The organism is Bradyrhizobium sp. AZCC 2230 (genome assembly GCF_036924495.1).
Lineage (GTDB): Bacteria > Pseudomonadota > Alphaproteobacteria > Rhizobiales > Xanthobacteraceae > Bradyrhizobium > Bradyrhizobium rifense.
This window is the reverse complement of record NZ_JAZHRS010000001.1, coordinates 9,571,295-9,592,919: the sequence shown is the minus strand read 5'-3', so window position 1 is coordinate 9,592,919 and position 21,625 is coordinate 9,571,295. Positions and strand designations below refer to the sequence as shown.

The following is a 21,625-nucleotide window of genomic DNA, read 5'->3' as shown; positions in this document are numbered from 1 at the left end:
AGTGCAAATTGGATACAGAGCAGCGCCGGTTCCGAGACGCCAGGGCTCAGCCTTGAATTTACTTTTGGCACGAACTATCTTGCTATCGACCATGAGAGCTGCGCCAGCTTTCAACAAGCTACGAAGCCCGGGAGATTCGATTGGCACTCGCGAAAGAGTCCACGCCTGTATCAGCCAGGAATGGGGCGGATCAGGAGGCCGAGTACAGGGCTCAAACGCGAGTTTGGCTCCGGCTGCTCGCCTGCACGACCCTGATCGAAGGCGAGCTGCGGCGCCGGTTTCGCGATGAGTTCGATTTCACGATGCCCCGCTTCGATGTTCTGGCTCAGCTCGACCGCGAACCGAGCGGGCTTGTGCTGGGAGAGCTGCCCAAGCGCCTGATGGTCTCGGCCGGGAACCTCACGCCGATCGTGGACCGCCTGGTCGCAGACGGATACATCACCCGCACACCGTCGAACCTCGACCGCCGCGTGCAGATTGTCTGCATGACGGTCGAAGGCCGCAAGACCTTCAGGCGAATGGCCAAGAGCCACGGCGCATGGCTTGCCGAACTATTGGCGGATTTCCCGGCGGACCGGTTCGACGGCTTGATCGGCGAGCTCGACGAGCTCAAGGGCGCTGTCAGGGACGCTCTGCAAAAACCCTGAACGGCGCAACGGTCAGCGTCTAACCTTCACTCCGGCTGCCTCGCGATCCCATGTATCCGCAGTGACGCCCGCGTCGCGCAGCACGCCCTTCTTGATCTTGCCGTTCTCCGTCAGCGGCATCTGGCTCAGGATGCGCACATAGCGCGGGATGGCGAAATAAGCGATCTGTCCTTCGCAATGCCTGACGATGTCGACGGGCTCCAGCGATTGGCCTGGTTCCAGCAGGATCGCCGCCGCGACCTCGTCCTCTCCTAATTCGGACGGCAGCGGATAGATCGCGCAGGCGGCGACCGCCGGATGGGACTGGATGGCCTGCTCGACCTCCCAGGAGGATACGTTCTCGCCACGCCTGCGGATCGAATCCTTCATGCGGTCGATGAAACGATAGTATCCGTCGGGATCGCGAACGACCCGATCACCCGAGTGAAACCACAGATTTCGCCAGGCCTCGACCGTCTTCTCTGGCATGCCGAAATAACCGGTGGCGAATGCAAAGGGCTCTTGGGCCCGAAGCACGAGCTCGCCGGCCTGTCCGTCAGGAAGCGCTGAATCATTCTCGTCGACGATCCGCGCCTCGATGCCTTCGGCCAGATAGCCCATCGTTCCCGGACGATCGGACGGAATCGTGCCGGCGAACACGAAGTTCGTTTCGGTCGACCCGTAGCCGTCGACCAGCGGTACGCCAAAGCGTTCGCGGAACGGACCGTGGATCTGCGGCGGCACGCCGCCGCCAAGCGCGACGCGAAGGCGATGCGTTGAATCGTCTGCGCTCTTCGGCTGCGCCAGAAGCATCGACGCCATCGCGCCGAGCAGATAGCCGACCGTCGCATTGTGCCGTTGAGCGGCGGCCCAAAAGCCCGAGGCGGAGAATTTCGGCTCCAGCACGTAGGTGCATCCGTTCAGGAGCGCCTGATAGAACGCATTCAGCGCGTTGGTGTGGAACAGGGGCAGCGTCGTGAACAGCACATCGCCCTCGCGGATTCCGAGCGCACGCGCCGAATAGATGCCCCACCAGAACAGTTGCGCCTGCGGACAACACACGCCCTTTGCCGGCCCGGTCGTCCCCGATGTGTAGAGGATCGCGACGGTGTCGCCGGGACGCACGGCCCCCGCCGGGGCCGCGGCGCCGAGAGCCGGCAACGGTAACGCGGAAAGCCTGGCATCGATGGCCCCGGCGGCCGCTCCGATGATCCAGGTCCGAGGCGGCAGCTCGACACCCGCCTCGACACTCTCGATCGCGCTGGCGAACTGAGCCTCGACGACAAGGAGCGCGGGACGCGAGTTCCGGAAGATGTGGGAGAGCTGGAAGCCGCGCAGCGCGGTATTGATCGGGACCGCGATGGCACCAAGCCACGCGCAGCCGAGATAGACCTGCAAGAACTCCGAACGGTTCGAGCACATCAGCGCGACCCGATCGCCCGGCTTGATTCCGGCATCGACGAGCGCCTGGGCCGACGCAGCCGCAATCGCCGCGGTCTGAGCAAAGCTCCACCGCGTCTCACCGGCGACAAGCAAGACGCGATCGCCATAGCGCTCGGCCTGCCGCGTGAGGATCGTCGAGAGAACGCGGTCCGACGGCGGAAACGACGTCACCGCGCACACCCAGGCCGGCGTCATGTTCTCGCGGCCGACCGCGTCACCAATATTCGCCCGCGCGTTGTTTTCCGTTACGCTCATGCTCCCGCCTCAGGGCAACAGCTTGTATTTGCCGTCCTCGATCTGGACCATGATGCGTGAGCGATCGTCGACGCCATGCCGATCCGCCGGCGTATAGGTGTAGACGCCCTGTGTTCCCACGACCTCCTTGGTCGTGAACAGCGCTTGACGAAGCGCGGTGCGGAATTCCGGCGAACCCGGCTTGGCGCCGGTTGCCATCGCGCGCTTGGCGGCATCGGCAAAGACTAGCCAGCCGTCGAAGGAATAGGACGAGAAAGAATCCGTCGGTGCCTCACCGTTCGCCTTCTCGAAGGCCGCACGGAAATCCAGGGCAACCTTCTGGATCGGATTGTTGGCCGGAAGCTGCTCCGCCGCGGTCACAGGTCCGGTCGGGCAGATGATGCCGTTAGCGGCCTTGCCGGCAAGACGGAGGAAATCGGCGCTGATCAGCCCGTGATTGCCGTACAGCGGCCCCTTGTACCCGCGCTCGGACAAGGCGATGACCGGCAACGCGCCGGGCGTCCCGGTGCCGCCGAGCATGATCGCGTTGGGACGTGCAGCGAGAGCGCGCAGCACCTGGGCCGTGACCGAGGAGTCCGATCTGGCGTAGCGTTCGTTGGCGATCACCTTAATATCCGCCGACTTGGCGGCCTGCACCAGGGAATCGTAGAAGAGGTCACCTAACGCGTCGGAGAAGCCGATGAACGCGACGCTCTTCAATCCCTTCGCCTTCATGTTGTCGACGATGCCCTGCAACAGCAGCGGCGTCGGTTGCGGCGTCTGCACGACCCAGGGGCCGCCATCGCCTGCCGGCACCGGCGCGATCGGCGACACCGCGATCATCGGAATCTTCATCTCGATGGCCGCCGTCGCCATCGCGAGCGTCTGCGGCGCCCCGGACGTGCCGATGAGAACGTCGACCTTCTCCTGTTCGACGAGTTTGCGAGCGTTGCGCGCAGACGCCGTCGGATCGGAGCCGTCATCAAGCTGGATGACCCGAATCTTCTCGCCGCCGATCTCGCCGATATAGGCTTGGCCCGCTGCGATCCCCTTCGCGTTCGGAATTCCAATCGACGACACCGGCCCACTGAGGCCAGTGACAAATCCAACGAGGACCTCGGCCTGCGCCGCCTGTGGGACGGCGAGAAGCAATGCAGTGGAGACCATCAGGCTCTTGATCAAGTTCATGGCACCTGTCTTTCGGGAGTATTTCTTGTTCTGATTGGCAAGCGCCATGGATTCACTTCAGGTTGACGAGACCAGCGCGATGACACGAAGCGGACTGCCGGAGCCGTTCTGGATCTTCAGCGGCGAGGCGACGATGATGGCGCCGGTGGCCGGAAGCTGATCCAGGTTGCACAGGCATTGCAGGCCGTAGCGGCCCGCGCCGTGCAGGAAGTGATGCGCCGGATAAGGTGGCTCGAAATGCCCGGCCTGCCCCGCATCCGTACCGATGGTCTCGTTGCCGAACCCGATGATGCCGCGCTCCTCCACCAGCCACTTCATGACCGCCGGGTTCGGGCCCGGCGTGTGCGCGCCGTCATCGGCGAGATTGGCGTAGTCGCGCCAGCCCTTCTTCGACCAGTCGGTCCGCAGCAGCACCCAGTTCCGCTCCGGAATCCGGCCGTGCGTTGCTTCCCAGGCTTCGACCAGCGGGACCGTGAGCAGAAAGTCGGGATCCTGAGCCGCCTGCGCGGAGCAGTCGATGATACAGGCCGGCGCGATCATGTCCTTGGCCGGCATGGTGTCGACGGCATTGTTCGGCAGGTTCTTACCGGTGAACCAGTGAATCGGCGCGTCGAAATGCGTGCCGGTGTGTTCACCGAACGTGACATTGTTCCAGTACCAGGCCGGGCCGCGACCGTCGTATCGCGAGATTTCCTGGATGCGGACCGGCGCTGCCTGGCCGAACTCCGGCGGCAACACGATGACCGGAAAGTCCGGACTGAGCGTAAAGGTCAGATCGACCACGCGCACCGCGCCGGAGGAAATCGCACCCGCCAGCTCCAGGAGATTGTTGCTCTGCATCGTCACGTCCTGCGGCTTGCTTGAAATCTGCATCTCACCTGTCGAACTCGCGCTCGAGCGCTTTCGGATTGGCCGCCAGGCGTTGCCGGATCTCTTCGGCGACATCTCCGACATACAACTCCTCGAGCCCGCCTCTCAGCCCCGACACGATCGCCTGCGCGATCGCGCGTGGCGCGACCTTCGGCGGCGGCACGGTCTGGAACCATTCGGTGTCGACAGGCCCGGCGAACAGGTTCATCACCCTGACGCCACCGGGCCTGAGCTCGGCGCGGAGGCAGTGCGAGAGCGACAGGCACGCGGCTTGCGAGGCCGAGTAAGCACCAAAGGCAGGCCAGTTCGCCAGCGCATAGACCGAGAGAATGTTGACCCACGCGGCACTGTTGTTGATGCCATCGGCGCCGCGCATCCGCATGGCAGGTCCAAACGCCTGCGCGAGGTTGATGAAGCCAAGATAGGCCTGGTCGATCTCATCCCGCGCGATGCTCGTGCCCCTGCGGTCGAGCAGGCCGCCCGCCCGTACATATTCCGTCGTATTGACGAGGATATCGACCTTGCCGCCGATGTCGGCCGCAAGATCTGTGGCCGATTTTTCGTCGGCCGCATCGAGAGTCACGATCTCGATCCCGTCCTGATCGCGCAGCAGCCTCTCGCCGGCGAAAGGCCGCCATGGTTCGGCGACGCCGACGAACACCGTCTTGGCACCTGCGGCCTTCAAGGCAGCGACAGCTTCCTGGCCGATCACACTGCGGCCATTGGTCACGAGCACGCGCCGGAATTTCGGATCAGCCGTCATTTCCCGCCACTGCTTGTCGTCTGCCATGTTGGGAGTCTCCCCCTCGGGATGGGCAAAGGCCACCGCCTGGCCGCTCTTGTCGAGTTGAAACGACATGCGGACGGCTGCGCCCTCCGCGCAGTCGGCATGGAGATGCGTCACGATCGTCGGACCGCAATCCATCTTGACGAGGCCGATCCGCCACGGCGCCCGTTCGCGGAAATAGACGTCGCTCGGTACGCGTGCCGTCGTCTCGGCGAGCAGCGTGCCCCGGCGCGGTGCGTCGACGTAGGCAAGGCCGGCCGACAGGCAAGACGGACATGCCTCACGCGCCGGATAAGCAAAAGAGCCGCAAGCTTCGCAGCGTTGCAGCATGAAGCGGCCTTCCGCGGCCGCGCGCGTAAAACCGTGCGACGTCCTGCTGCGCGGTCGCGGTGGCGAGGCAGGCAGCCGCGTCCGCAGCAGCGGGTTCTTGCGCCGGGGCGGCTTGATCGGCTCTATCATCGCGAAGGCCCTGCAAGGATCGCGGCGCCCGAGGCCAGACCGCGGTCATAGTTGATCATACCGAACCCGGAGGCCAAGGCGAGGCTTGCATTCCTGACCTGGGTGGGGCCTGCAGTCCCCAGAACCTGCCGCAATCCCTCGACGAGACCGAGATAGGCGCCGGCGGCACCGGCCTGCCCGACCGAAAGCTGTCCGCCCGACGTGTTGTGCGGAAAGTCACCATCGATGGTGAGATCATACTGGCGCACGAACTCGGCCCCCTCCCCCTTCTTGCAGAAGCCGAGATCCTCGAACTGCATCATCGTGATGACGGGATAGTCGTCATAGGTCTGCACGACGTCGAGATCATCGGGCTTCACACCGGCCATCGTATAGAGCTCGCCGATGTCCATCGCCCAACCGCCCCGCACCTGCATCGGATCGTCGGCGAAGGCGTTGTGCCGCTCGATCGTCGACAGAAGTCGTGCGGCCGGCAGGTCCAACGATGCCGCCGTCTCTTCGCGCATGACGAGGAACGCTTCCGCGCCGGCGCAGGGCATCACGCAATCGAACAGGTGGATCGGATCAGAAATCGGCCGGGCCGCGAGATATTGCTCCATCGTCAGCGGCGCCTTCATCAGCGCGTGCGGGTTGCGCAGGGCATTGGCGCGCTGGGCAACGGCGATCCTGCCGACATCTTCACGCGTGACGCCGAAGGTCCGCATGTAGTTGCGCGCAATGAGCGCGAAGCTCGCATTGGCGCCGCCGGCTCCGTAAGGATAGACGGCGTCCTGGTTGAACCGCGAAAAATTCTCCAGCGTCAGCCGGAAGGAATCGACGTGGTTGGTGTCGCCCGCCACGCAGGCCACGATATCGGCGTCATGGGCCTGAACCGCGCGCGCCGCCTTTCGCAAGCCTGCGATAGCGCTGGCGCCACCGAGCGGGATCGTATCCAGCCATCGCACGCAGAGCCCGAAATGCTGCGTCAGTCCGACACCGCTGTCAGTGCCCATGGTGAAGCTGGAGACACACAGGCCGTCGATGTCGGAGGCCTTGATGCCGGCCTGCGCAACGAGCGCGCTCAGCGCCCGCCCGATCCACCACTGCGCGCTCTCGATGGAGTAGCGCACATAAGGAATGGTGACGGGAGCCGCAATCACGACGCCATCGTACGGTGTGCGTAAGGTATTGGTCACCGACCGCCCTCGTTCATCCGCCTCAAACCACCGTCAGTTTCACGTCAATATTGCCACGGGTTGCGTTCGAATAGGGGCAGCGTTCATGTGCGCCGGCAACGACCTCTTCGGCCACTGCCTTCTCGACACCAGGCAGATTGACCTTCAGCTCGACAGCCAGCGCATATCCAACGGGAACCGGCCCCATCGCGACCTTCGCGGTCACGGAAGGCTCGGCAGAGGGCACGACCTTCCGCGTCCGCGCGACGAGCTTGACCGCACCGAGAAAGCACGCGGCGTAGCCGGCCGCAAAGAGCTGCTCGGGATTGGTGCCCTCGCCGCCGGGGCCACCCATCGATTTCGGCAAGGACAGCGACACCGACAAAAGACCGTCGGCGCTGGCGGCCTTGCCATCCCGACCTCCGGTCGCCGTCACTTCGGTCTCGTACAGGATCTTTTCGGGAGTCATCATGACTTGTTCTCCAGGAATGGTTCGCGAGGACTAACGGCTGTTACGGGCGAGCAACGCGCGGAAATCAGCGCGGGCCTGGGGATTGGCCCGCTTGAAGCTCGGCCCGCGGCTTGGTTCGGTGCCGTTGAGCTGCCGGAGCTGCACCCACATCTCGGCGCTCTTCAGCGCCACGGCCGCGCAGTTGACCACCGGCGCGTGGCCGACCTTCAGGCCATGCTCCTTCCCGATCAGGAGGCCAGGCAATACGCCGGCGGGGATCACGACATCCGCGCCGCGCTCGACCAGCGGAAGCGCGCAGGCGACAAAATCCTCGATCATGCGGGCTTGCGCAGCATTGTCGCCGGCGAACGCATCGGCGAAATCCTCCGGCTTGCAGCCAAGACCGGTCACGTGGACCACGCGATCACGGAGGCCGTAGCGCTCGGCCTGCTCGTAGTGCCAGACCTCGAAGACGGGATCGAGCGTGACAAGGCCAAGTCGGCGGCCGAGCTGTGAGGCCGCCAGCAACGTCGCCTCGCCGGTCCCGATCACGGGAATGTCGAGCGCCGAACGCAGCTCATAGAGGCCGGGATCCTGAAAATGCCCCATGACAAAGGCATCGAACCCGCCCTCCTCCGCCGCGATGCCGTTGTCGATGGCCTGGACGGCGCAGCGCAATTCCGCAAGCCGTCCGAACTCGCGGTCCGGCGGACTGATGCCCTCGACGTGAACCGTCGTGCCGGGTGCAGCGATGTTGTTGAGGTATTCCGACAGCCGCGCCATGTAGGGCGCGTTGACGCTCGCATCAACGAAGCTCTGCCAGAAGATGCGCATCGTCCTGCTCCTCAAGCGGTGGTCGGAGGATCGGTCGTCGGCTGCCGATGAATATATTTCAACCATAAACTAATTCACGCGTCAAATGCGCGCGGCAGAGCCTGCGACCGGCACCGTCACGGCCAGGCGGGCACGGCGTTTTCGTCCGGTCGAGCAGCAGGGAAACGCCGCACACTGACGAAATTGTATGCAACAACATTTTTTTCTGACAGCCCCGTGACACGTGTTGACGGCGCCACCGACAATACTTTAGGCTTTAAGTAATTCCTCGCCGGTCAGGGACCGGTGGCCATGACAATGATGTTGCAGGGCACCGATTTTGAGAGACTCAATCGTGTGGACAGTCGCCGTGCTCGAACAGCCGGCAGTGACAGCATCGCCGGTTCGTGGTTCGCGCGGCAAGCAACATCATGGCTGCTGAGCGCCCGGGCGAGCACACTCTCTTCGGTCGCGCCCGGCATTTGGCGCCGCAGCAGTGTTTTCTATCGGTTGGTTCGTCGTTCGGGGTCCCCGCGCGGCGGCATCGAAGCATTCCTATCCAGCATCAACGGAGGAGAACGCAAATGCGCAAGACTCTGAGCTTACTCGCACTTGTCGCCGGCGTGGTCGCAGCTCCGGCTGCGCAGGCCGACATCACCATCGGCTTCGTCACGTCACTCAGCGGCAACGGCTCGTCGATCGGCATCCCCTATGGGCGCGGCATCAACGCGGCCTATGAATACAAGAAGACCATCAACGGCGAAACCATTCGCCTGATCCAGCTCGACGACGGCTCCGACCCGTCGGCCGCGACCCGCAACGCGCGCAAGCTGGTGGAAGAAGAGAAGGTCGACCTGCTGATCGGCACGGCAACGGCACCGTCGACCATCGCCATGGCGGCGGTGGCGAGCGAGCTGAAGGTGCCGATGATCGCGGTCTCGCCGATCGGCAAGCTGCCGGAAACACCCGAGCAGTGGGTGGTGTCGGTGCCGCAGCCGGCGTCCCTGCTCGTCAAGATCGTCGCCGATCGCATGAAGCGCGATGGCATAAAGAACATCGGCTATATCGGCTTCTCCGATGCGTGGGGCGATCTCGTCTATAACGGCGCTAAGGCCGCCGAAGCCGCCGGTGACATCAAGATCCAGACCAACGAGCGCTACGCCCGCACCGACACCTCGGTGACCGCGCAGATCCTCAAAGTGCTCGCGGCCCGGCCGGACGCCGTGCTGGACGGCGGCTCGGGGACGCAAGGCGCGCTGCCGCTGCTTAGCCTCGCGGACCGCGGCTTCAAGGGAAACACCTACGGCACGGTGGCGCTGGTCAATCCGGACTTCGTCAATGTCGGCGGCAAGGCGGCCGACGGCATCCAGGTCTCCGCCGGTCCGGTGATCGTCGCCGAGCAGCTGCCCGATGAGCACTTCGCCAAGAAGATCGCGCTGGACTTCCGCGCGGTCTACCAGAAGACCCATAACATCCCGACCACTGACGGCTTTTCCGCCTACTCCTTCGATGCCTGGCTGATTTTCGCCAACGCCGCCGAGCGCGCGCTCAAGACGGCGAAGCCCGGAACGGCGGAATTCCACACCGCGCTGCGTGACGCGATCCTCAGCACCAAGGAGCTGCCGGGCGTGCATGCCGTCTATAACTTCAAGCCAGGTTCCGTGACCGGCGTCGACGAGCGCTCGCTCGTCGTGGTGCGCCTGAGCGGCGGTGCCTGGAAGTACGCGCCGTAGTCGGAAGGGGGCAGGCAGTCAGAACGGGGGAACGGCGTCTCAATGACGAGTGACATCGCAGCCATCCTTGGGATCGACGGGATCGCCACCGGCGCAGTCTATGCGCTGGTGGCGATCGGGACCGTCCTCATCTTCACGGTGACACGGGTCATCTTCATTCCCTTTGGCGACATCGCCGCATTCACCGCGCTGACGCTGGCAGCCCTCGATGCGAAGCGCTTTCCAGGGACCGGCGCACTCGTCGTCATCCTCGCCTGCCTCGCAACGCTGATCGAGATCATCTCGCTGCTGCGCGCCGGCGAGTTTCGATTGCTGCCACGCGCCCTGCTCTTTTATCTCGTACTTCCGCTCGCCGTCGTTGGCCTCGCCTGGCTGACGATGCGCGCCGAGCCGCCGCTCGCCGTCAGACTCGTGCTGGCCTTGATGCTGATCACGCCGATCGCCCCGCTGCTGGACCGGATCGTCTTCCGTCCCATCGCGGACGGAACGGTGCTGTTGCTGCTGACGGTCTCCGTCGCTCTGCATTTCGCACTGGTCGGCCTGGGGCTGCTGTTCTTCGGACCCGAAGGCGTCAGAACCGAACCGCTGACCTCGTTCTCGACCGAGTTCGCCGGCGTGCTGGTGTCGGGCCAGACCATGCTGATCGTGATCGCAGCCCTTGTCTTTTCTGGCCTGCTCTATCTGTTCTTCGACTTCACGCTGGTCGGAAAATCGCTGCGCGCCACGGCCGTGAACCGGACCGGTTCGCGCCTGATGGGAATACGGCCCGCCCGCGCCGGCACGATCGCCTATCTGCTGGGATCGCTGATGGCCGGCGTCTCCGGAATCCTGATCGCACCGGTCAATACCGTGTTCTACGATTCCGGCTTCCTGATCGGCCTCAAGGCCTTCGTCGGCGCCATTGTCGGCGGCATGACCAGCTATCCCGGTGCTGCGATCGGCGCCGTCGGCGTCGGCATCCTCGAAAGTTTTGCGTCCTTCGAGAGCAGCGCGCTGAAGGACGTCATCGTGTTCTCGCTGCTGATCCCGATCCTGATCTGGCGATCCCTCGCCTCGCTGCATTCCGAGGAGGAGATCGAGGAATGACGCGCCTTCACGTTCAACTCGCGGCAATGGCGGCGGTGGTGTGCCTCGCGCTCGCGCCCTTCGTCCTGAGCCCCTTCAGCATCACGCTGATGAACTATATCGGCATCTATTCGCTGGTCGCCATCGGGCTTGCCCTCCTCACCGGCGTCGGCGGTATCGTGTCGTTCGGACAGGCTGCGTTCGTCGGCATCGCGGCCTATGCGACCGCCTGGGTCTCCGCATTGAACGGATACTCTCCATGGCTCGGCCTCCTGTTCGGCGTGGCGCTGACCTGCTGCGTCGCGGCGATCCTCGGCGTCGTTACGTTGCGGCTTCAGGGCCATTTCCTGTCGCTCTCGACCGTTGCCTGGGGTCTCGCCATCGGCTTCCTGTTCGGCAATGTCGAGGGGCTCGGCCGCTTCAACGGCATCTCGTCGATCCCGCCGATCAGCATCGGATCGTTCGCGCTGGTCTCGAGCGCGCAGATCTATTTCCTGATCTGGGGCATCGTCGCTGCCGTCCTCCTGCTCGGATACAATTTGCTCGACTCCCGGCTCGGCCGCGCCATGCGCGCGCTGCGCGGCGGCAATACGCTGGTCGAAAGCCTCGGCATCAACGCCTTCCGGATCAAGCTCGTGACCTTCGTGATCGCGGCTTTCCTCGCTTCGCTCTCGGGCTGGCTCTACGCCCATATGAGCCGCTTCATCAGTCCGGGCCCGTTCGATGCCGGCATGGGCATCGAATATCTGATGATGTCGATGGTCGGCGGCGCCGGCAGCCTGCTCGGCGGCGTGGTGGGTGCCGCCGTCGTCACGCTGCTCAAGAACAGCGTGCAGGATTATCTGCCGCTGATCGCCAAGGGCGCCTCCGGGCAGCTCGAGATCGTCGCGTTCTCGGCATTGTTCATCCTGTTCCTGCAATGGGCGCGGCAGGGCATCGTCCCCTTCGTTGCGCGCTATCTGCCGAAGATCAAACGCGAGCGGCCGATAGCTGCGCCGCCGCTGCCGCGTCGCCCCCAACCGACGCCGGGCGAACTGCTTCTGAAGGTTGACGGCGCCGAGCGCCGGTTCGGCGGCCTGGTCGCGGTCAACAATGTCAGCTTCGAGGTCCGCTCCGGCGAGATCCTTGCCGTCATCGGCCCGAACGGCGCCGGCAAGAGCACGATGTTCAACTGCCTGACCGGCGCGCTGCGGGTCAACAAGGGCGAGATCGTCTTTGCCGGACGCCCGATCACGCGTGATCCGCAATCCCGCATCGCCAAGGCCGGCGTCGCCAGGACCTTCCAGCATGTGAAGCTGCGGCCGCGCATGAGCCTCCTGGAAAACGTGATGCTCGGCACCTACGCCCGCACACGCACCGGCCTGTTCGCCGGCGCCTTCCGCCTCAACCAGCATGAGGAGGCCAGCACCCGGCACGAGGCCATGATGCAGCTCGAACGCGTCGGGCTCGGCGACAAGCCGTTCGAGCTCGCAGGCAATCTGCCGCTCGGCAATCAGCGTATCCTCGAGATCGCCCGCGCGCTCGCCGCCGATCCTGCCCTGCTCGTCCTCGACGAGCCGGCCGCGGGCTTGCGCCGCCAGGAGAAGCTCAGGCTTGCGGAGTTGCTCCGCTCGCTGCGCTCCGATCATCTGACCATCCTGATCGTCGAGCATGACATGGAGTTCGTGATGTCGCTGGTCGACCGCATCGTGGTGCTCGATTTCGGCTCCAAGCTTTGCGAAGGCGCGCCAGCGGCGATCCGTAGCGACGAGCGGGTTCAAGAGGCCTATCTCGGAGGCGTCGCGTGAGCGAGATGTTTTCCATGACGGATGTGACCGTCTGCTACGACAATGTCGAAGCGGTCCGCAACGTCTCGCTGTCGATCGAAGAAGGCCAGATCGTCACCGTCATCGGCCCGAACGGCGCCGGCAAGACCACGCTGCTGATGGCCGCCATCGGCCTGCTCGCATCGCGCGGCCGCATGGTGTTTCAGGGCAACGACATCGGAAAAATGTCCGTCGAGGACCGCGTCGAGCGCCGGCTGTGTCTTGTCCCGGAGAAGCGCGAGCTGTTCTCCGACATGTCGGTCGCCGACAATCTCCTGCTCGGCTCCTACAGCCTGCGCGACCGCTCGGTGGTGCAGAAGACGCTGGGCGAGGTCTACGATCGCTTTCCCCGCCTGAAGGAACGGCAGCGCCAGGCGGCAGGCACCCTCTCCGGCGGCGAGCGCCAGATGCTCGCGCTCGGGCGCGCGCTGATGGCCAAGCCGAAGCTGCTCATGCTGGATGAGCCAAGCCTCGGCCTCGCACCGCTGATCGTGCGCGAGATCTTTCGCACCATCGCGTCCCTGCGCGACCTCGGTGTCTCGATCCTGCTGGTCGAGCAGAACGCCCGCGCCGCGCTGGAGACGGCCGACTACGGCTACGTGCTCGAGACCGGCGAGATCGTGCAGTCCGGCCCCGCCAAGGATCTCATCCACGATCCCAAGCTGATCACGGCCTATCTCGGCGGACATTAGAGCCGATCAGGCTCGGCGAGCCCCGCAACACAAATATTCGAAGAACAACCCCATGCACAGTAGCCGGTGACAGCGACATCAATGACTTAGTCGCCATTATGCGGATTTTACGAAATTAACTTGATCCGTCGGGCAAAACAGTGGCATGATGCCATCATCGCAGCCGAACCTGATCTCGTCAGCTCAGCGCTCACCAGGCAGTGCACCGATAAATCGAGGTACTCAATAAGGGGCACGCCTGATGTCCGCTTGCCCGCCCATGCATGCGTTGGTTGCTTGCGACGAGGGCGGAGCCGAAGATACATTGGACGCGTTGTCGCGGAGCATGGAAGAGAGTTTGCGCTCCAGCGTGCGGGCGGATGCTGGTTGCCGACACTGCCGGTCTTGAAGTGGACGCGCGGAGCAACGCTGTAACCGGTCCATAGGAGGCTTGAGATGAGTGTCCCGTCTCCGGTCAACGAGAGTCTCCTATGCCGGCGCCTCGGCGCGCTCGGATCGGCAGGAAGCTGGGCGCCGAACGTCCTCTCGGATCTCGAACACTTCATCCGTACTGCCGACGACTACGATCTCTTTCGCGTCAACCCCATCGAATACGGCCGCCACGTCGGCCTGTCCGAGGCGGACGCGATAGAGCTGTTCGTGCACACCGCCAAGGTGGGCCTGTTCGAGATGGACTGGCTGCTCATCTGCGCCTATTGCCCGCAGGTCGCCGGCAGCTTTCGCGAGCTCGACCAGGTCCATCCACGCTTTCAGTGTGCGTTCTGCAACGCGATCAACGATGCGGCGCTGGACGACTACATTCAGGTCACCTTCACGGTCTCGAGCGGCGTGCGCGACATCATATTTCGCCATCCCGAAATGCTGACTGTCGAAGATTTCTACCTGCGCTACAGCTTTTCGAAAGGTTTCATCGCTCCGCACGGGATGACGCACCAGCAGCTGGTGGCCGCGCTCTCACGCGGATTCGCTGATATCAAGGCCCACGAGCACCGCAGCTTCGACTTCGATGTCACAGCTGGCCGCTTCGAGGTACTGGACCTCTGCCACAAACTTCTTCTGGTCTTCTTCGCGGGCGGGGAGCCGGCAGAACGGCAAGAGACGCTGGTCCAGCTCGAGTCGGGCCGCTTTCTGCTGCCGGACCGCCCCACGGCACCGAGAGACATGGTACTCGGCGACGGGCGTTTTTCGTTCCGGCAGACGGCCGATCTCGGCCCAGGCAAGCACACCATCCGGATCGAGAACCGCACTGGCGATCTCGGTCGCTTTTGGTTCCTCCAGTATCCCTTCGGTTTCGAGCCCCATCGGGTCGAATATGAACCGTTTCTGTCCGGCAAGCGGTTGCTGCTCACCCCGAGCTTCCGCGAACTTTACAAGGCGCAGCTGGTGGATGAGGGCGAGAGCATCAAAGTCTCAGACATGACTTTCCTGTTCACCGATCTGAAGCAGTCAACTCCGCTGTATGAAAGCGTTGGTGACGTGAACGCGTATTTTTTGGTTCGTCAACACTTCGAGATCTTGAACAGGATCATCCGGGAACGATCCGGCACCATTATCAAGACGATCGGCGACGCGGTCATGGCCGGGTTCGAGCGTCCCCAGGACGCCGTTAGCGCCTCCATCGAGATGATCGAAGAACTGTCGCGATTCAACCGGACCGCTTCGCGGCCGCTGGGCCTCAAGGTCGGTGTCCATAAGGGTCGTGCGATTGCGGTGACGCTCAACGACCGGATCGACTATTTCGGACAGGACGTGAATATCGCCGCACGCGTGCAAGGTCTCGCCGATGTCAACGAAGTTTGCGTGAGTGCAACGGTGATGGAGGCACCGGGCGTCGGTGACATCGTCAATTCACGCTCGGCGTCGCGCAACTACGAAAACCTGAAGGGTATCGGGCAAAAAATGGAGGTCCATCGCATGATGATCACCTCGACGCAGATGTAAACGACCGCGGCGTCGCGAGGCGAAGGCCGACGGTTCCTCGACGACAGAGCGGTCATCGTCGGCGGGGAGCCAGCGCTTCCGAAAACCGACGCTGTCCCTTGTTATCCAGCCGGTTTCCAATGTGCTAGTCTAAAACCAGCGATCGGTTATTTCCAGGCTTGGCGCAGGGGCGCGGGACATGAGACGACGCGAGCTCATTGCAGCACTCTGCGGCGCAGTCTGGCGGGTGAATTTGTCGCGTGAAAGCAAGGCGGAAAGCGCATGAGAGACCTGGCTGGACAGACCGCATTCGTGACAGGAGCTGCCTCGGGGATCGGACTGGGGATCGCGACCGCGCTGTCACAGGCAGGCGTGAAGCTCATGCTCTGCGATATCGAGGAAGAGGCGCTGAAAAAAGCGGTCGCGGACCTGAAGACACGGACCAAATTCGATGTCGATGGCGTGAAAGCCGACGTCTCGCTCAAAGGCGAACTTCAGGCGGCAGCGGACGCGACCGTCGCGCGGTATGGCAAAATCCACATATTGGTCAACAATGCGGGCGTGGGCGGCGGCGGCATCTATCGTGAGTGGACGGATGCAGGCTGGAGCTGGGTGCTCGGCGTCAACCTGATGTCGGTGATCTGGGGTTTTGAGATTTTCGGTCCGCTGATCGAGGCGCACGGCGAAGGCGGGCAGATTGTTTCCACGGCGTCCGTCTCCGGACTGATTACGGGACCAAGTCCGGCGTACGATGTGAGCAAATATGGCGTGGTGGCGCTGTCCGAGGGGATGCGTAACGCGCTCGCGCCGAGGAAGATCGGGGTCTCCGTTCTGTGTCCGGGCATCATCCGCACGCAGATCATGAACTCCCGGCGCAACGTGCCGCAGCGATTTGCCGGGGCCGTCGGCAAGCCTCCGCCGACAGAAGGCCCCCGCGCCGAGTTCATCAAGGCATTGCAGGAACGGATCAACAACGGCATTGATCCGCTCTATGTCGGCGAACTGGTTTGCGAGGCCATCGAGAACGACTGGCCTTACATTTTCACTGATACTGAGCACGAACAATTCATCGACCAGCGCTTCGCAGCGATCAAGCAGGGTTTTGACCGCATCCGCGGACGAACGCCGCGACGGTAACTCTCGCATCTGCTCACGGCCGCTTGTGGCCCATCGCTTCCTTTGACGCGGTGTCGCTGCATGTCGGCTCACAAGGGCAGACCGGAAGTTTGCAGCCGGGCGCCAGTTCGGCGGCTTGTGACCCGAAGCTGACCTCATCTGTTCAACTTCTCAAAATTGGATTAGGGTGCCACTACAACCATTCGGTGCGCAGTTCTGTAGATGAAATCGGCCAAGCGAAGCCTAGCTGTTGTCGCTGTGATGATGAGCGCAATCATTGTCGGTCTGCCGCGTTCTTCGGCGATGGAGAATAACGCGCCCATTGCGTATTTTTCCGAAGGCGCGCCAGACAATCTCGTAGAGGCGATGAACAATTTGCCTCCTGACGCTAGGGATGTCGTCGTTGCGAAAGTTCGCTTGCAGCAACCCGTAGCATGGATGGGTGGTCGTCACTGCGAAGGTTGCACCAACGATATTTTTTTCGCCCGTCTGAAAATCACTGAGGCTCTCAGGGGCCAAGCCGAAGTGGGCCAAGTGCTTAATGTCTTCCTGGGCAAGCGCAGTGAACACCGAGAGCACATCGCTGTCCCTGGCTCGCCACGTCAATGGTGCCGTGAGTACACGGTTGTAATCTACACCACGGATGATGGCATTCGGCGGTTAGCTTCGTTCCAGATCAGTAAGACTTTATACGACGAAGTTTCTGCTGAAGGGCTCGCATATCAAGGCGAGCGACCGAAGCGCGGATTTTGCGACTAGCTCGTGAGCCCGCTTGTGGCCCGTTTGAGACATGCCGTGGCGGTCTGACCATGTCCGTTCACTGCGGCAGACCGGAAGAGATCGGCACGCGGCCAAAGTGACGCGATTGACCCTAAGCAGAAAGCAGGCGCCGACCGCAAGCCCGGCACGCGTCAGCCGAAGCGCGCGTCCGAGATAGCGGCCGCCAGGTCGGAGCGCGCGTAAATCATGAAAATAGCGACGGCTCCCGTCCCGAAAATCCTGGTGGGTGAACTCAGTTCACTCGTCGCAGCCGCTGTTGCAGAAAACTGCGCAAGGCTTGCTCCGCCGCCTCCCACGACGTCGCTGGATCGACAGACCTGAGCCAGAACTCCAACTCGGGATAAGCGTCTGAGCGTAGGCCGACGTCCCGCCCGAAGCCGGACTCGCGCCTCACTACTACTTCCTGCCCCGGCTGTGCCGCGCGCGCGGCCTGCTCCAGGTCACGGTGGCGCTCCGACCAGAAAAGGTCGCTGGGTCGTATCGCTGTGGCCCGAAGGATAGCAACACGAGGAACATGTGTGACCGTCGCTACACCGTAATCAGCTGGCAGGGTGATCCGGACGAAATCGTAGCCCCCCGTGGCTTCGGTAGGCTCCATCATAGTCGTTCGATCGTTGAAGGGAACGTCGACCCGATAACCTGCGACCTCAATCACTGGCGTCGGCAGCATTCCGATCGCGCGGAAGGCTGGACGCACATGATCGATGTACAGACCGAAGAGGTTCGGCATAACCGGGCGAATGTATCCGGGCATGACCCGAACGAGCGAGAAATACTGAATCGGGTTCGGTGCGAGCAAGACCAGCGCCGAACAACAAACGGCGGCCGCCAGCCAGGTCCTAAGCCTGCCGCCATGAGGCACCTGCTCCCGGCGGACGCGATGAACCAGCCGCAGATGCAGGCAAATCGAAGCCACCGCCAGCACAAGGGCGACGAACAGCGCCGCCGGGCGCGGCATGACGTAGCCGAGAACCCGTAGCGCCGTGGCGACGGCCATGCCGACTGGGAGCCACACCATCGCGGCCGCCAAATTGGCCCAAAGATCGCGGCGGGCATCCGGCGTCAGCAGAGGAAGGCGAGCCACGACCCGGCTCGCCAGGGTGACGAACAATGCCGCGAGAGCCGCCAATAGCGGCACCACCGCCAGCGCGCCAAATACCAAAGCCAGCATTTCGCGGCCGGCCGGCCCACGCGGCACGGCTGCGGCTGCGAACGCTCCGCGCAGGATTGCCGTGCCCAGCCATGTCAGCGGCTGAACGATCAAAACGGCGATAACGAATGCGGCGACGAGATGGGCGAGCGGGATGAGCAGAAACAAGCCGTACCAAGGCGTGCGCGACCGGCGGGCGATGTCAACCACCAGGAAGGCGGCAAGGTAGGCGGACGCGAACCGCGCCATCGCGTCCAGGAACCAATCGGTCGTTTGCCCGACGCGTGCAAGGCCAGTCGGCGAAGGCCACCATTGCCATGCGAGATCGATGGCGACGTACCCGACGGCGGCGAGCGGAAGGGCCGCCCACAGCCGGGTTGGGATGATAAATTCACGCTGGCCAACATAGATCATGGGTTGGCTAGTAGCAGCGCTTCGTTAAGCATTTATTCTACACAAGGTAGCGGCGTGCGCCTCTTGCACGTCCGGGCCGAGACCGTCGCGTGGGGAATGTCGTTGATTTGCCGGTCAACGACCGCTTCTGGCCCGTTTCGGACCTGCCCCGTCGCGCTGACGATGTCCGTTGACAGGACAACAGCAGACCTTGGGAGTCCAAGCGCTGGGCGTGAGGAAACGCTGATAGCGGCTTGCCTGTGTCCATCGTTGGCGGGCGCATGCCTCTAGGTTGATTTAGATCAACACCCACTCTCCGGAATTTGGGCGACCTGCAAGAGGGCGGGAGACCGGGAGTTTGAGATATGGGTGAACGTTCGGAATCGATGGTCAGCCGTCGAGGCGCTCTTGCTCTTTGTGGATACGCAGCCGTGTTCGGGCTCGTGGCCCCGCCGGCAATTCTAACGGTGTCAGATGCTGGCGCTCAGACCTCAACCGCACCGACCACGTCCGCAGCGCCTTCCACTGAGACACCGCAGTCGGGTACGGAGCGGCGTCAGGAACGACGCACGGGCGCACCGAACGGCGTCAGGACGACGGACAGGGCGAACAGAACGGCGTCAGGAGCGACGGACGGGGCGCACGGAGCGGCGCGAAGAGCGGCATGACGGTGCTGCCGAAGAGAAAAAGTAGCCGCGCGTCCACCAGCACGTCCCAAGAAACCAATTAGGAGCAAGAACATGAAAAGATCAGCGATGCTCGGAGCGGCCCTCGGTGCAGCAATATTGTGCTTGGCTCCGGTGTCGCTTCACTGGTCACCAGCCGGGACTGTCTCTATCTCCGTCGACAAAGCTGACGCTCGTGTCGGTCGTCCGCTCACACCTGGCAGCGTTGCGGGGGTTAATAGGCGAGTGCATCGGCGCGCGTATCGGCGCGGGTACTATGGAGCTGCTGTAGGCGCAGCTGCCGTCGGAGCAGCGGCCACGGGAGCGTACTATAATCGCCGGCAATGCGGTTATTATCCATATCCGCCGTGCTATTGAGCGCGGCGTCGAATGCGGGTCACGACCTTGCCAAAAGGGCATCAGCACTGCCGAGACGCTTGACGCGCGTTGGACGTCGCCGATGCAATTGGCGTCATAGCCGATGCATTGCCGTGCACCATCGGTAGGCGTTGCAGTGCGCGTCTGCGTCGGCATGATCAACCGAAGTCGGTCCCGCATTGTTGAAAGATGCAGCCGCCTCAATTGCGTCAAGGGACTCAGCTATTGATTCGCTCGGTAGTCCAGCGTTCGTCGGCTTGTCCAGCAATCCCCTTAGAACTCACATCTGGATCGGCCCACGATGGGGGTGCAAGGGCGCTTGGTCCCCATCCCGGCGCCCTTGTGCTAGAGGCCTAAGCCCTGCGCCAGACGCGCAACACGCCTTCGCGGAAGCCGCCGACGAAATGATCGGACGTATCCGATGGCAGAATCTGGCTGAGATCATCAAACGAGCCGCTCACCATGGTCGCAAGCTCATGTGCTGAAGCATGCTCCGCCCATCGGCGCCCCAGCTCTAAACCCCGTTGGCGATCTTCCTCTGCGTCCATCGTCTCGGCTATCTTACGCGTTAGCCGGCCCCGACGAAGTTGCTGACCGCGCCGGGCCTTCTACGTTCTCGCCAAGCTTAGGAAGCTTAGGGGCAGGAAAGATCGGCGAGGCGTATCGTAGAGAAGCACAATCCCGGTGCGTGGCTAGTGCACTTTGTGCCAATGCGAAGTGGGTGACCGGCATCTGTCGTTTCTATTGGCTGCCTCCAAGGGTACGCCCCAGTCGTTCCAGTTCTAGCGTGACGCAGAATAGCGCGAACAGCGACGCCACGAGTTGCAGCCCGCGACGGAACATGAGCCAGAGATCGGCGCCTTGATTGATCTCGGGCAAATGTCTGAAGAACACGACGCCGAACAGTGAGCCACCGAAAATGAAAGCAAGGCGCCCCAGAAACAGAAACAGGTGGCTCAAGATCGGATTCGAGCGCTGAGGGGGAAGCGGAACGCATCGAAGGCGATACCAATAGGCGACTTGCATCGCAACGATCATGATTGGCGCTGCAAGATTGTCAAACCGTTCGAAAGGTAGCTGCTCACCAGGATAAGTCATCAAGTGCCTAAATTCGGGCAGACCGTCCAAGATTATAAAGAGCGCTCCTGTCAGTTGACCCAAGAGAAGAAGCAAATAGAGGGTTCTCGATTTCAAGTTCGTCATGCCAAACAGCCGTGAAAGCTTACCGTCAGCGCGGTTGTGCACGTAGGCATCCTGTGTTGGGCCTGGTGACGGCCCGCCGCGCCAAATTGGCACAAACTGCATAGCGCAAAGTCACATAGCTGCATCGCGGCTTCCCCTGATTGTGTCGACTTCCAAACAAGTGTGATCATCGTCTCATCGCCATCGGTCACGACCGGGACACTGATGCGCGCAAGGGGACAACGTGCCTACAGCTGAACAATGCCGCGCTTATGCCGCCGAATACAAACTACGTGCCGCTGATCCGAGGAATTCCGCCCGTCGAGCGACCGTGCTGACGAACATCTCACGGAGCTGGGCAGCGCTTGGGAGCCAGCTTGAGAACCTTGCAGAGATCGCGAGGTCGGAAGGCATGTGAGATCGCCGCATCTGCTCACAGCCGCTTGTGGCCCATCAGCGAAGTAGCGACACCTTTCATTGAGGTCCGCTTCGATAGAGCGGACTGACTTTGCTCACTCTCGGTTCTTCGCATTTTGACCCGAAGCCGAATTAAGCGATTGAGATTCACCGCTCGCAACTCTTTATCTGCACTTCATCTCGAGTAATTGACAGCGGTGGCGCGCGTTACCGAGTGAAGCTGGATCACGTTCCCCGAGCGGCCGAAAGTCACGTTTCCGATCAGCTCCGCGCGCTTGATCTAGATCAAGCAGTCCGTCGCCAT

19 protein-coding genes are annotated in these 21,625 nt (G+C 62.8%); 9 read left to right on the top strand and 10 right to left on the bottom strand.

Annotation, left to right across the window (positions count from 1 at the left end; all coding sequences use genetic code 11):
* Positions 1 to 140 precede the first annotated feature (140 nt).
* On the top strand, positions 141 to 647 hold the full coding sequence (locus V1280_RS45595) for a MarR family winged helix-turn-helix transcriptional regulator (RefSeq protein WP_334537800.1): 507 nt from the start codon (positions 141 to 143) through the stop codon (positions 645 to 647).
* A gap of 12 nt (positions 648 to 659) precedes the next feature.
* Here the strand turns inward: V1280_RS45595 and V1280_RS45590 are convergent, their stop codons facing one another.
* Genes V1280_RS45590 through V1280_RS45560 form a run of 7 tightly spaced genes read right to left on the bottom strand, consistent with a single transcriptional unit; the run spans position 660 to position 8,046 of the window.
* Complete coding sequence (locus V1280_RS45590; protein ID WP_334537798.1) at positions 660 to 2,324, bottom strand: ATP-dependent acyl-CoA ligase; 1,665 nt, start codon at positions 2,322 to 2,324, stop codon at positions 660 to 662.
* 9 nt (positions 2,325 to 2,333) lie between these two features.
* Positions 2,334 to 3,491, bottom strand: coding sequence for an ABC transporter substrate-binding protein (locus V1280_RS45585; protein WP_334538614.1), 1,158 nt, complete (start codon positions 3,489 to 3,491; stop codon positions 2,334 to 2,336).
* Between the two features lie 57 nt (positions 3,492 to 3,548).
* Positions 3,549 to 4,331: a cyclase family protein gene (locus V1280_RS45580; RefSeq protein WP_334538612.1), complete on the bottom strand. Its 783-nt coding sequence runs from the start codon at positions 4,329 to 4,331 to the stop codon at positions 3,549 to 3,551.
* A gap of 34 nt (positions 4,332 to 4,365) precedes the next feature.
* Complete coding sequence (locus V1280_RS45575) at positions 4,366 to 5,607, bottom strand: SDR family NAD(P)-dependent oxidoreductase (RefSeq protein WP_334537796.1); 1,242 nt, start codon at positions 5,605 to 5,607, stop codon at positions 4,366 to 4,368.
* Positions 5,604 to 6,782: a thiolase family protein gene (locus tag V1280_RS45570; protein ID WP_334537793.1), complete on the bottom strand. Its 1,179-nt coding sequence runs from the start codon at positions 6,780 to 6,782 to the stop codon at positions 5,604 to 5,606. Before V1280_RS45570 ends, V1280_RS45575 begins: the two co-directional genes overlap by 4 nt.
* A gap of 22 nt (positions 6,783 to 6,804) precedes the next feature.
* Positions 6,805 to 7,233: an organic hydroperoxide resistance protein gene (locus V1280_RS45565; protein ID WP_081493654.1), complete on the bottom strand. Its 429-nt coding sequence runs from the start codon at positions 7,231 to 7,233 to the stop codon at positions 6,805 to 6,807.
* Between the two features lie 30 nt (positions 7,234 to 7,263).
* Positions 7,264 to 8,046, bottom strand: coding sequence for an aspartate/glutamate racemase family protein (locus V1280_RS45560; RefSeq protein ID WP_334537788.1), 783 nt, complete (start codon positions 8,044 to 8,046; stop codon positions 7,264 to 7,266).
* Between the two features lie 291 nt (positions 8,047 to 8,337).
* Here V1280_RS45560 and V1280_RS45555 point away from each other — a divergent pair, with 291 nt between their 5' ends.
* From V1280_RS45555 to V1280_RS45520, 8 genes are all read left to right on the top strand, one after another.
* Positions 8,338 to 8,625 (top strand): hypothetical protein, encoded by a 288-nt coding sequence (locus tag V1280_RS45555; RefSeq protein WP_334537786.1) that lies wholly within the window; start codon positions 8,338 to 8,340, stop codon positions 8,623 to 8,625.
* Entirely contained in the window at positions 8,610 to 9,758 is a 1,149-nt protein-coding gene (locus V1280_RS45550; RefSeq protein WP_334537783.1) for an ABC transporter substrate-binding protein, read from the top strand. The genes V1280_RS45555 and V1280_RS45550 overlap by 16 nt, the downstream gene beginning before the upstream one ends.
* A gap of 42 nt (positions 9,759 to 9,800) precedes the next feature.
* Complete coding sequence (locus V1280_RS45545; RefSeq protein ID WP_334537781.1) at positions 9,801 to 10,844, top strand: branched-chain amino acid ABC transporter permease; 1,044 nt, start codon at positions 9,801 to 9,803, stop codon at positions 10,842 to 10,844.
* Complete coding sequence (locus V1280_RS45540; RefSeq protein WP_334537779.1) at positions 10,841 to 12,610, top strand: branched-chain amino acid ABC transporter ATP-binding protein/permease; 1,770 nt, start codon at positions 10,841 to 10,843, stop codon at positions 12,608 to 12,610. Before V1280_RS45545 ends, V1280_RS45540 begins: the two co-directional genes overlap by 4 nt.
* Entirely contained in the window at positions 12,607 to 13,320 is a 714-nt protein-coding gene (locus V1280_RS45535) for an ABC transporter ATP-binding protein (RefSeq protein ID WP_334537777.1), read from the top strand. The genes V1280_RS45540 and V1280_RS45535 overlap by 4 nt, the downstream gene beginning before the upstream one ends.
* A gap of 435 nt (positions 13,321 to 13,755) precedes the next feature.
* Entirely contained in the window at positions 13,756 to 15,261 is a 1,506-nt protein-coding gene (locus tag V1280_RS45530; protein ID WP_334537775.1) for an adenylate/guanylate cyclase domain-containing protein, read from the top strand.
* A 261-nt stretch (positions 15,262 to 15,522) separates the two neighbouring features.
* Positions 15,523 to 16,377, top strand: a complete 855-nt coding sequence (locus tag V1280_RS45525; protein WP_334537773.1) for an SDR family NAD(P)-dependent oxidoreductase — start codon at positions 15,523 to 15,525, stop codon at positions 16,375 to 16,377.
* A gap of 201 nt (positions 16,378 to 16,578) precedes the next feature.
* Positions 16,579 to 17,115, top strand: a complete 537-nt coding sequence (locus V1280_RS45520; protein WP_334537771.1) for a hypothetical protein — start codon at positions 16,579 to 16,581, stop codon at positions 17,113 to 17,115.
* Positions 17,116 to 17,368: 253 nt separating this feature from the next.
* Here the strand turns inward: V1280_RS45520 and V1280_RS45515 are convergent, their stop codons facing one another.
* From V1280_RS45515 to V1280_RS45505, 3 genes are all read right to left on the bottom strand, one after another.
* Positions 17,369 to 18,700 carry a hypothetical protein gene (locus V1280_RS45515; protein WP_334537769.1) on the bottom strand — a complete coding sequence of 444 codons (1,332 nt, stop codon included), beginning with the start codon at positions 18,698 to 18,700 and terminating at the stop codon, positions 17,369 to 17,371.
* A 1,375-nt stretch (positions 18,701 to 20,075) separates the two neighbouring features.
* Complete coding sequence (locus V1280_RS45510; protein WP_334537768.1) at positions 20,076 to 20,270, bottom strand: hypothetical protein; 195 nt, start codon at positions 20,268 to 20,270, stop codon at positions 20,076 to 20,078.
* Between the two features lie 193 nt (positions 20,271 to 20,463).
* Positions 20,464 to 20,967, bottom strand: coding sequence for a hypothetical protein (locus V1280_RS45505; protein WP_334537767.1), 504 nt, complete (start codon positions 20,965 to 20,967; stop codon positions 20,464 to 20,466).
* Positions 20,968 to 21,625: the final 658 nt, after the last annotated feature.

What these genes read in the sequence shown, in the direction of transcription:
- V1280_RS45590 (WP_334537798.1), bottom strand. Translation starts at nt 2,324, where the DNA reads ATGAGCGTAACGGAAAACAACGCGCGGGCGAATATTGGTGACGCGGTC.
- V1280_RS45585 (WP_334538614.1), bottom strand. Translation starts at nt 3,491, where the DNA reads ATGAACTTGATCAAGAGCCTGATGGTCTCCACTGCATTGCTTCTCGCC.
- V1280_RS45580 (WP_334538612.1), bottom strand. Translation starts at nt 4,331, where the DNA reads ATGCAGAGCAACAATCTCCTGGAGCTGGCGGGTGCGATTTCCTCCGGC.
- V1280_RS45575 (WP_334537796.1), bottom strand. Translation starts at nt 5,607, where the DNA reads ATGATAGAGCCGATCAAGCCGCCCCGGCGCAAGAACCCGCTGCTGCGG.
- V1280_RS45565 (WP_081493654.1), bottom strand. Translation starts at nt 7,233, where the DNA reads ATGATGACTCCCGAAAAGATCCTGTACGAGACCGAAGTGACGGCGACC.
- V1280_RS45560 (WP_334537788.1), bottom strand. Translation starts at nt 8,046, where the DNA reads ATGCGCATCTTCTGGCAGAGCTTCGTTGATGCGAGCGTCAACGCGCCC.
- V1280_RS45555 (WP_334537786.1), top strand. Translation starts at nt 8,338, where the DNA reads ATGACAATGATGTTGCAGGGCACCGATTTTGAGAGACTCAATCGTGTG.
- V1280_RS45550 (WP_334537783.1), top strand. Translation starts at nt 8,610, where the DNA reads ATGCGCAAGACTCTGAGCTTACTCGCACTTGTCGCCGGCGTGGTCGCA.
- V1280_RS45545 (WP_334537781.1), top strand. Translation starts at nt 9,801, where the DNA reads ATGACGAGTGACATCGCAGCCATCCTTGGGATCGACGGGATCGCCACC.
- V1280_RS45540 (WP_334537779.1), top strand. Translation starts at nt 10,841, where the DNA reads ATGACGCGCCTTCACGTTCAACTCGCGGCAATGGCGGCGGTGGTGTGC.
- V1280_RS45530 (WP_334537775.1), top strand. Translation starts at nt 13,756, where the DNA reads ATGAGTGTCCCGTCTCCGGTCAACGAGAGTCTCCTATGCCGGCGCCTC.
- V1280_RS45525 (WP_334537773.1), top strand. Translation starts at nt 15,523, where the DNA reads ATGAGAGACCTGGCTGGACAGACCGCATTCGTGACAGGAGCTGCCTCG.
- V1280_RS45520 (WP_334537771.1), top strand. Translation starts at nt 16,579, where the DNA reads ATGAAATCGGCCAAGCGAAGCCTAGCTGTTGTCGCTGTGATGATGAGC.
- V1280_RS45515 (WP_334537769.1), bottom strand. Translation starts at nt 18,700, where the DNA reads ATGATCTATGTTGGCCAGCGTGAATTTATCATCCCAACCCGGCTGTGG.
- V1280_RS45510 (WP_334537768.1), bottom strand. Translation starts at nt 20,270, where the DNA reads ATGGACGCAGAGGAAGATCGCCAACGGGGTTTAGAGCTGGGGCGCCGA.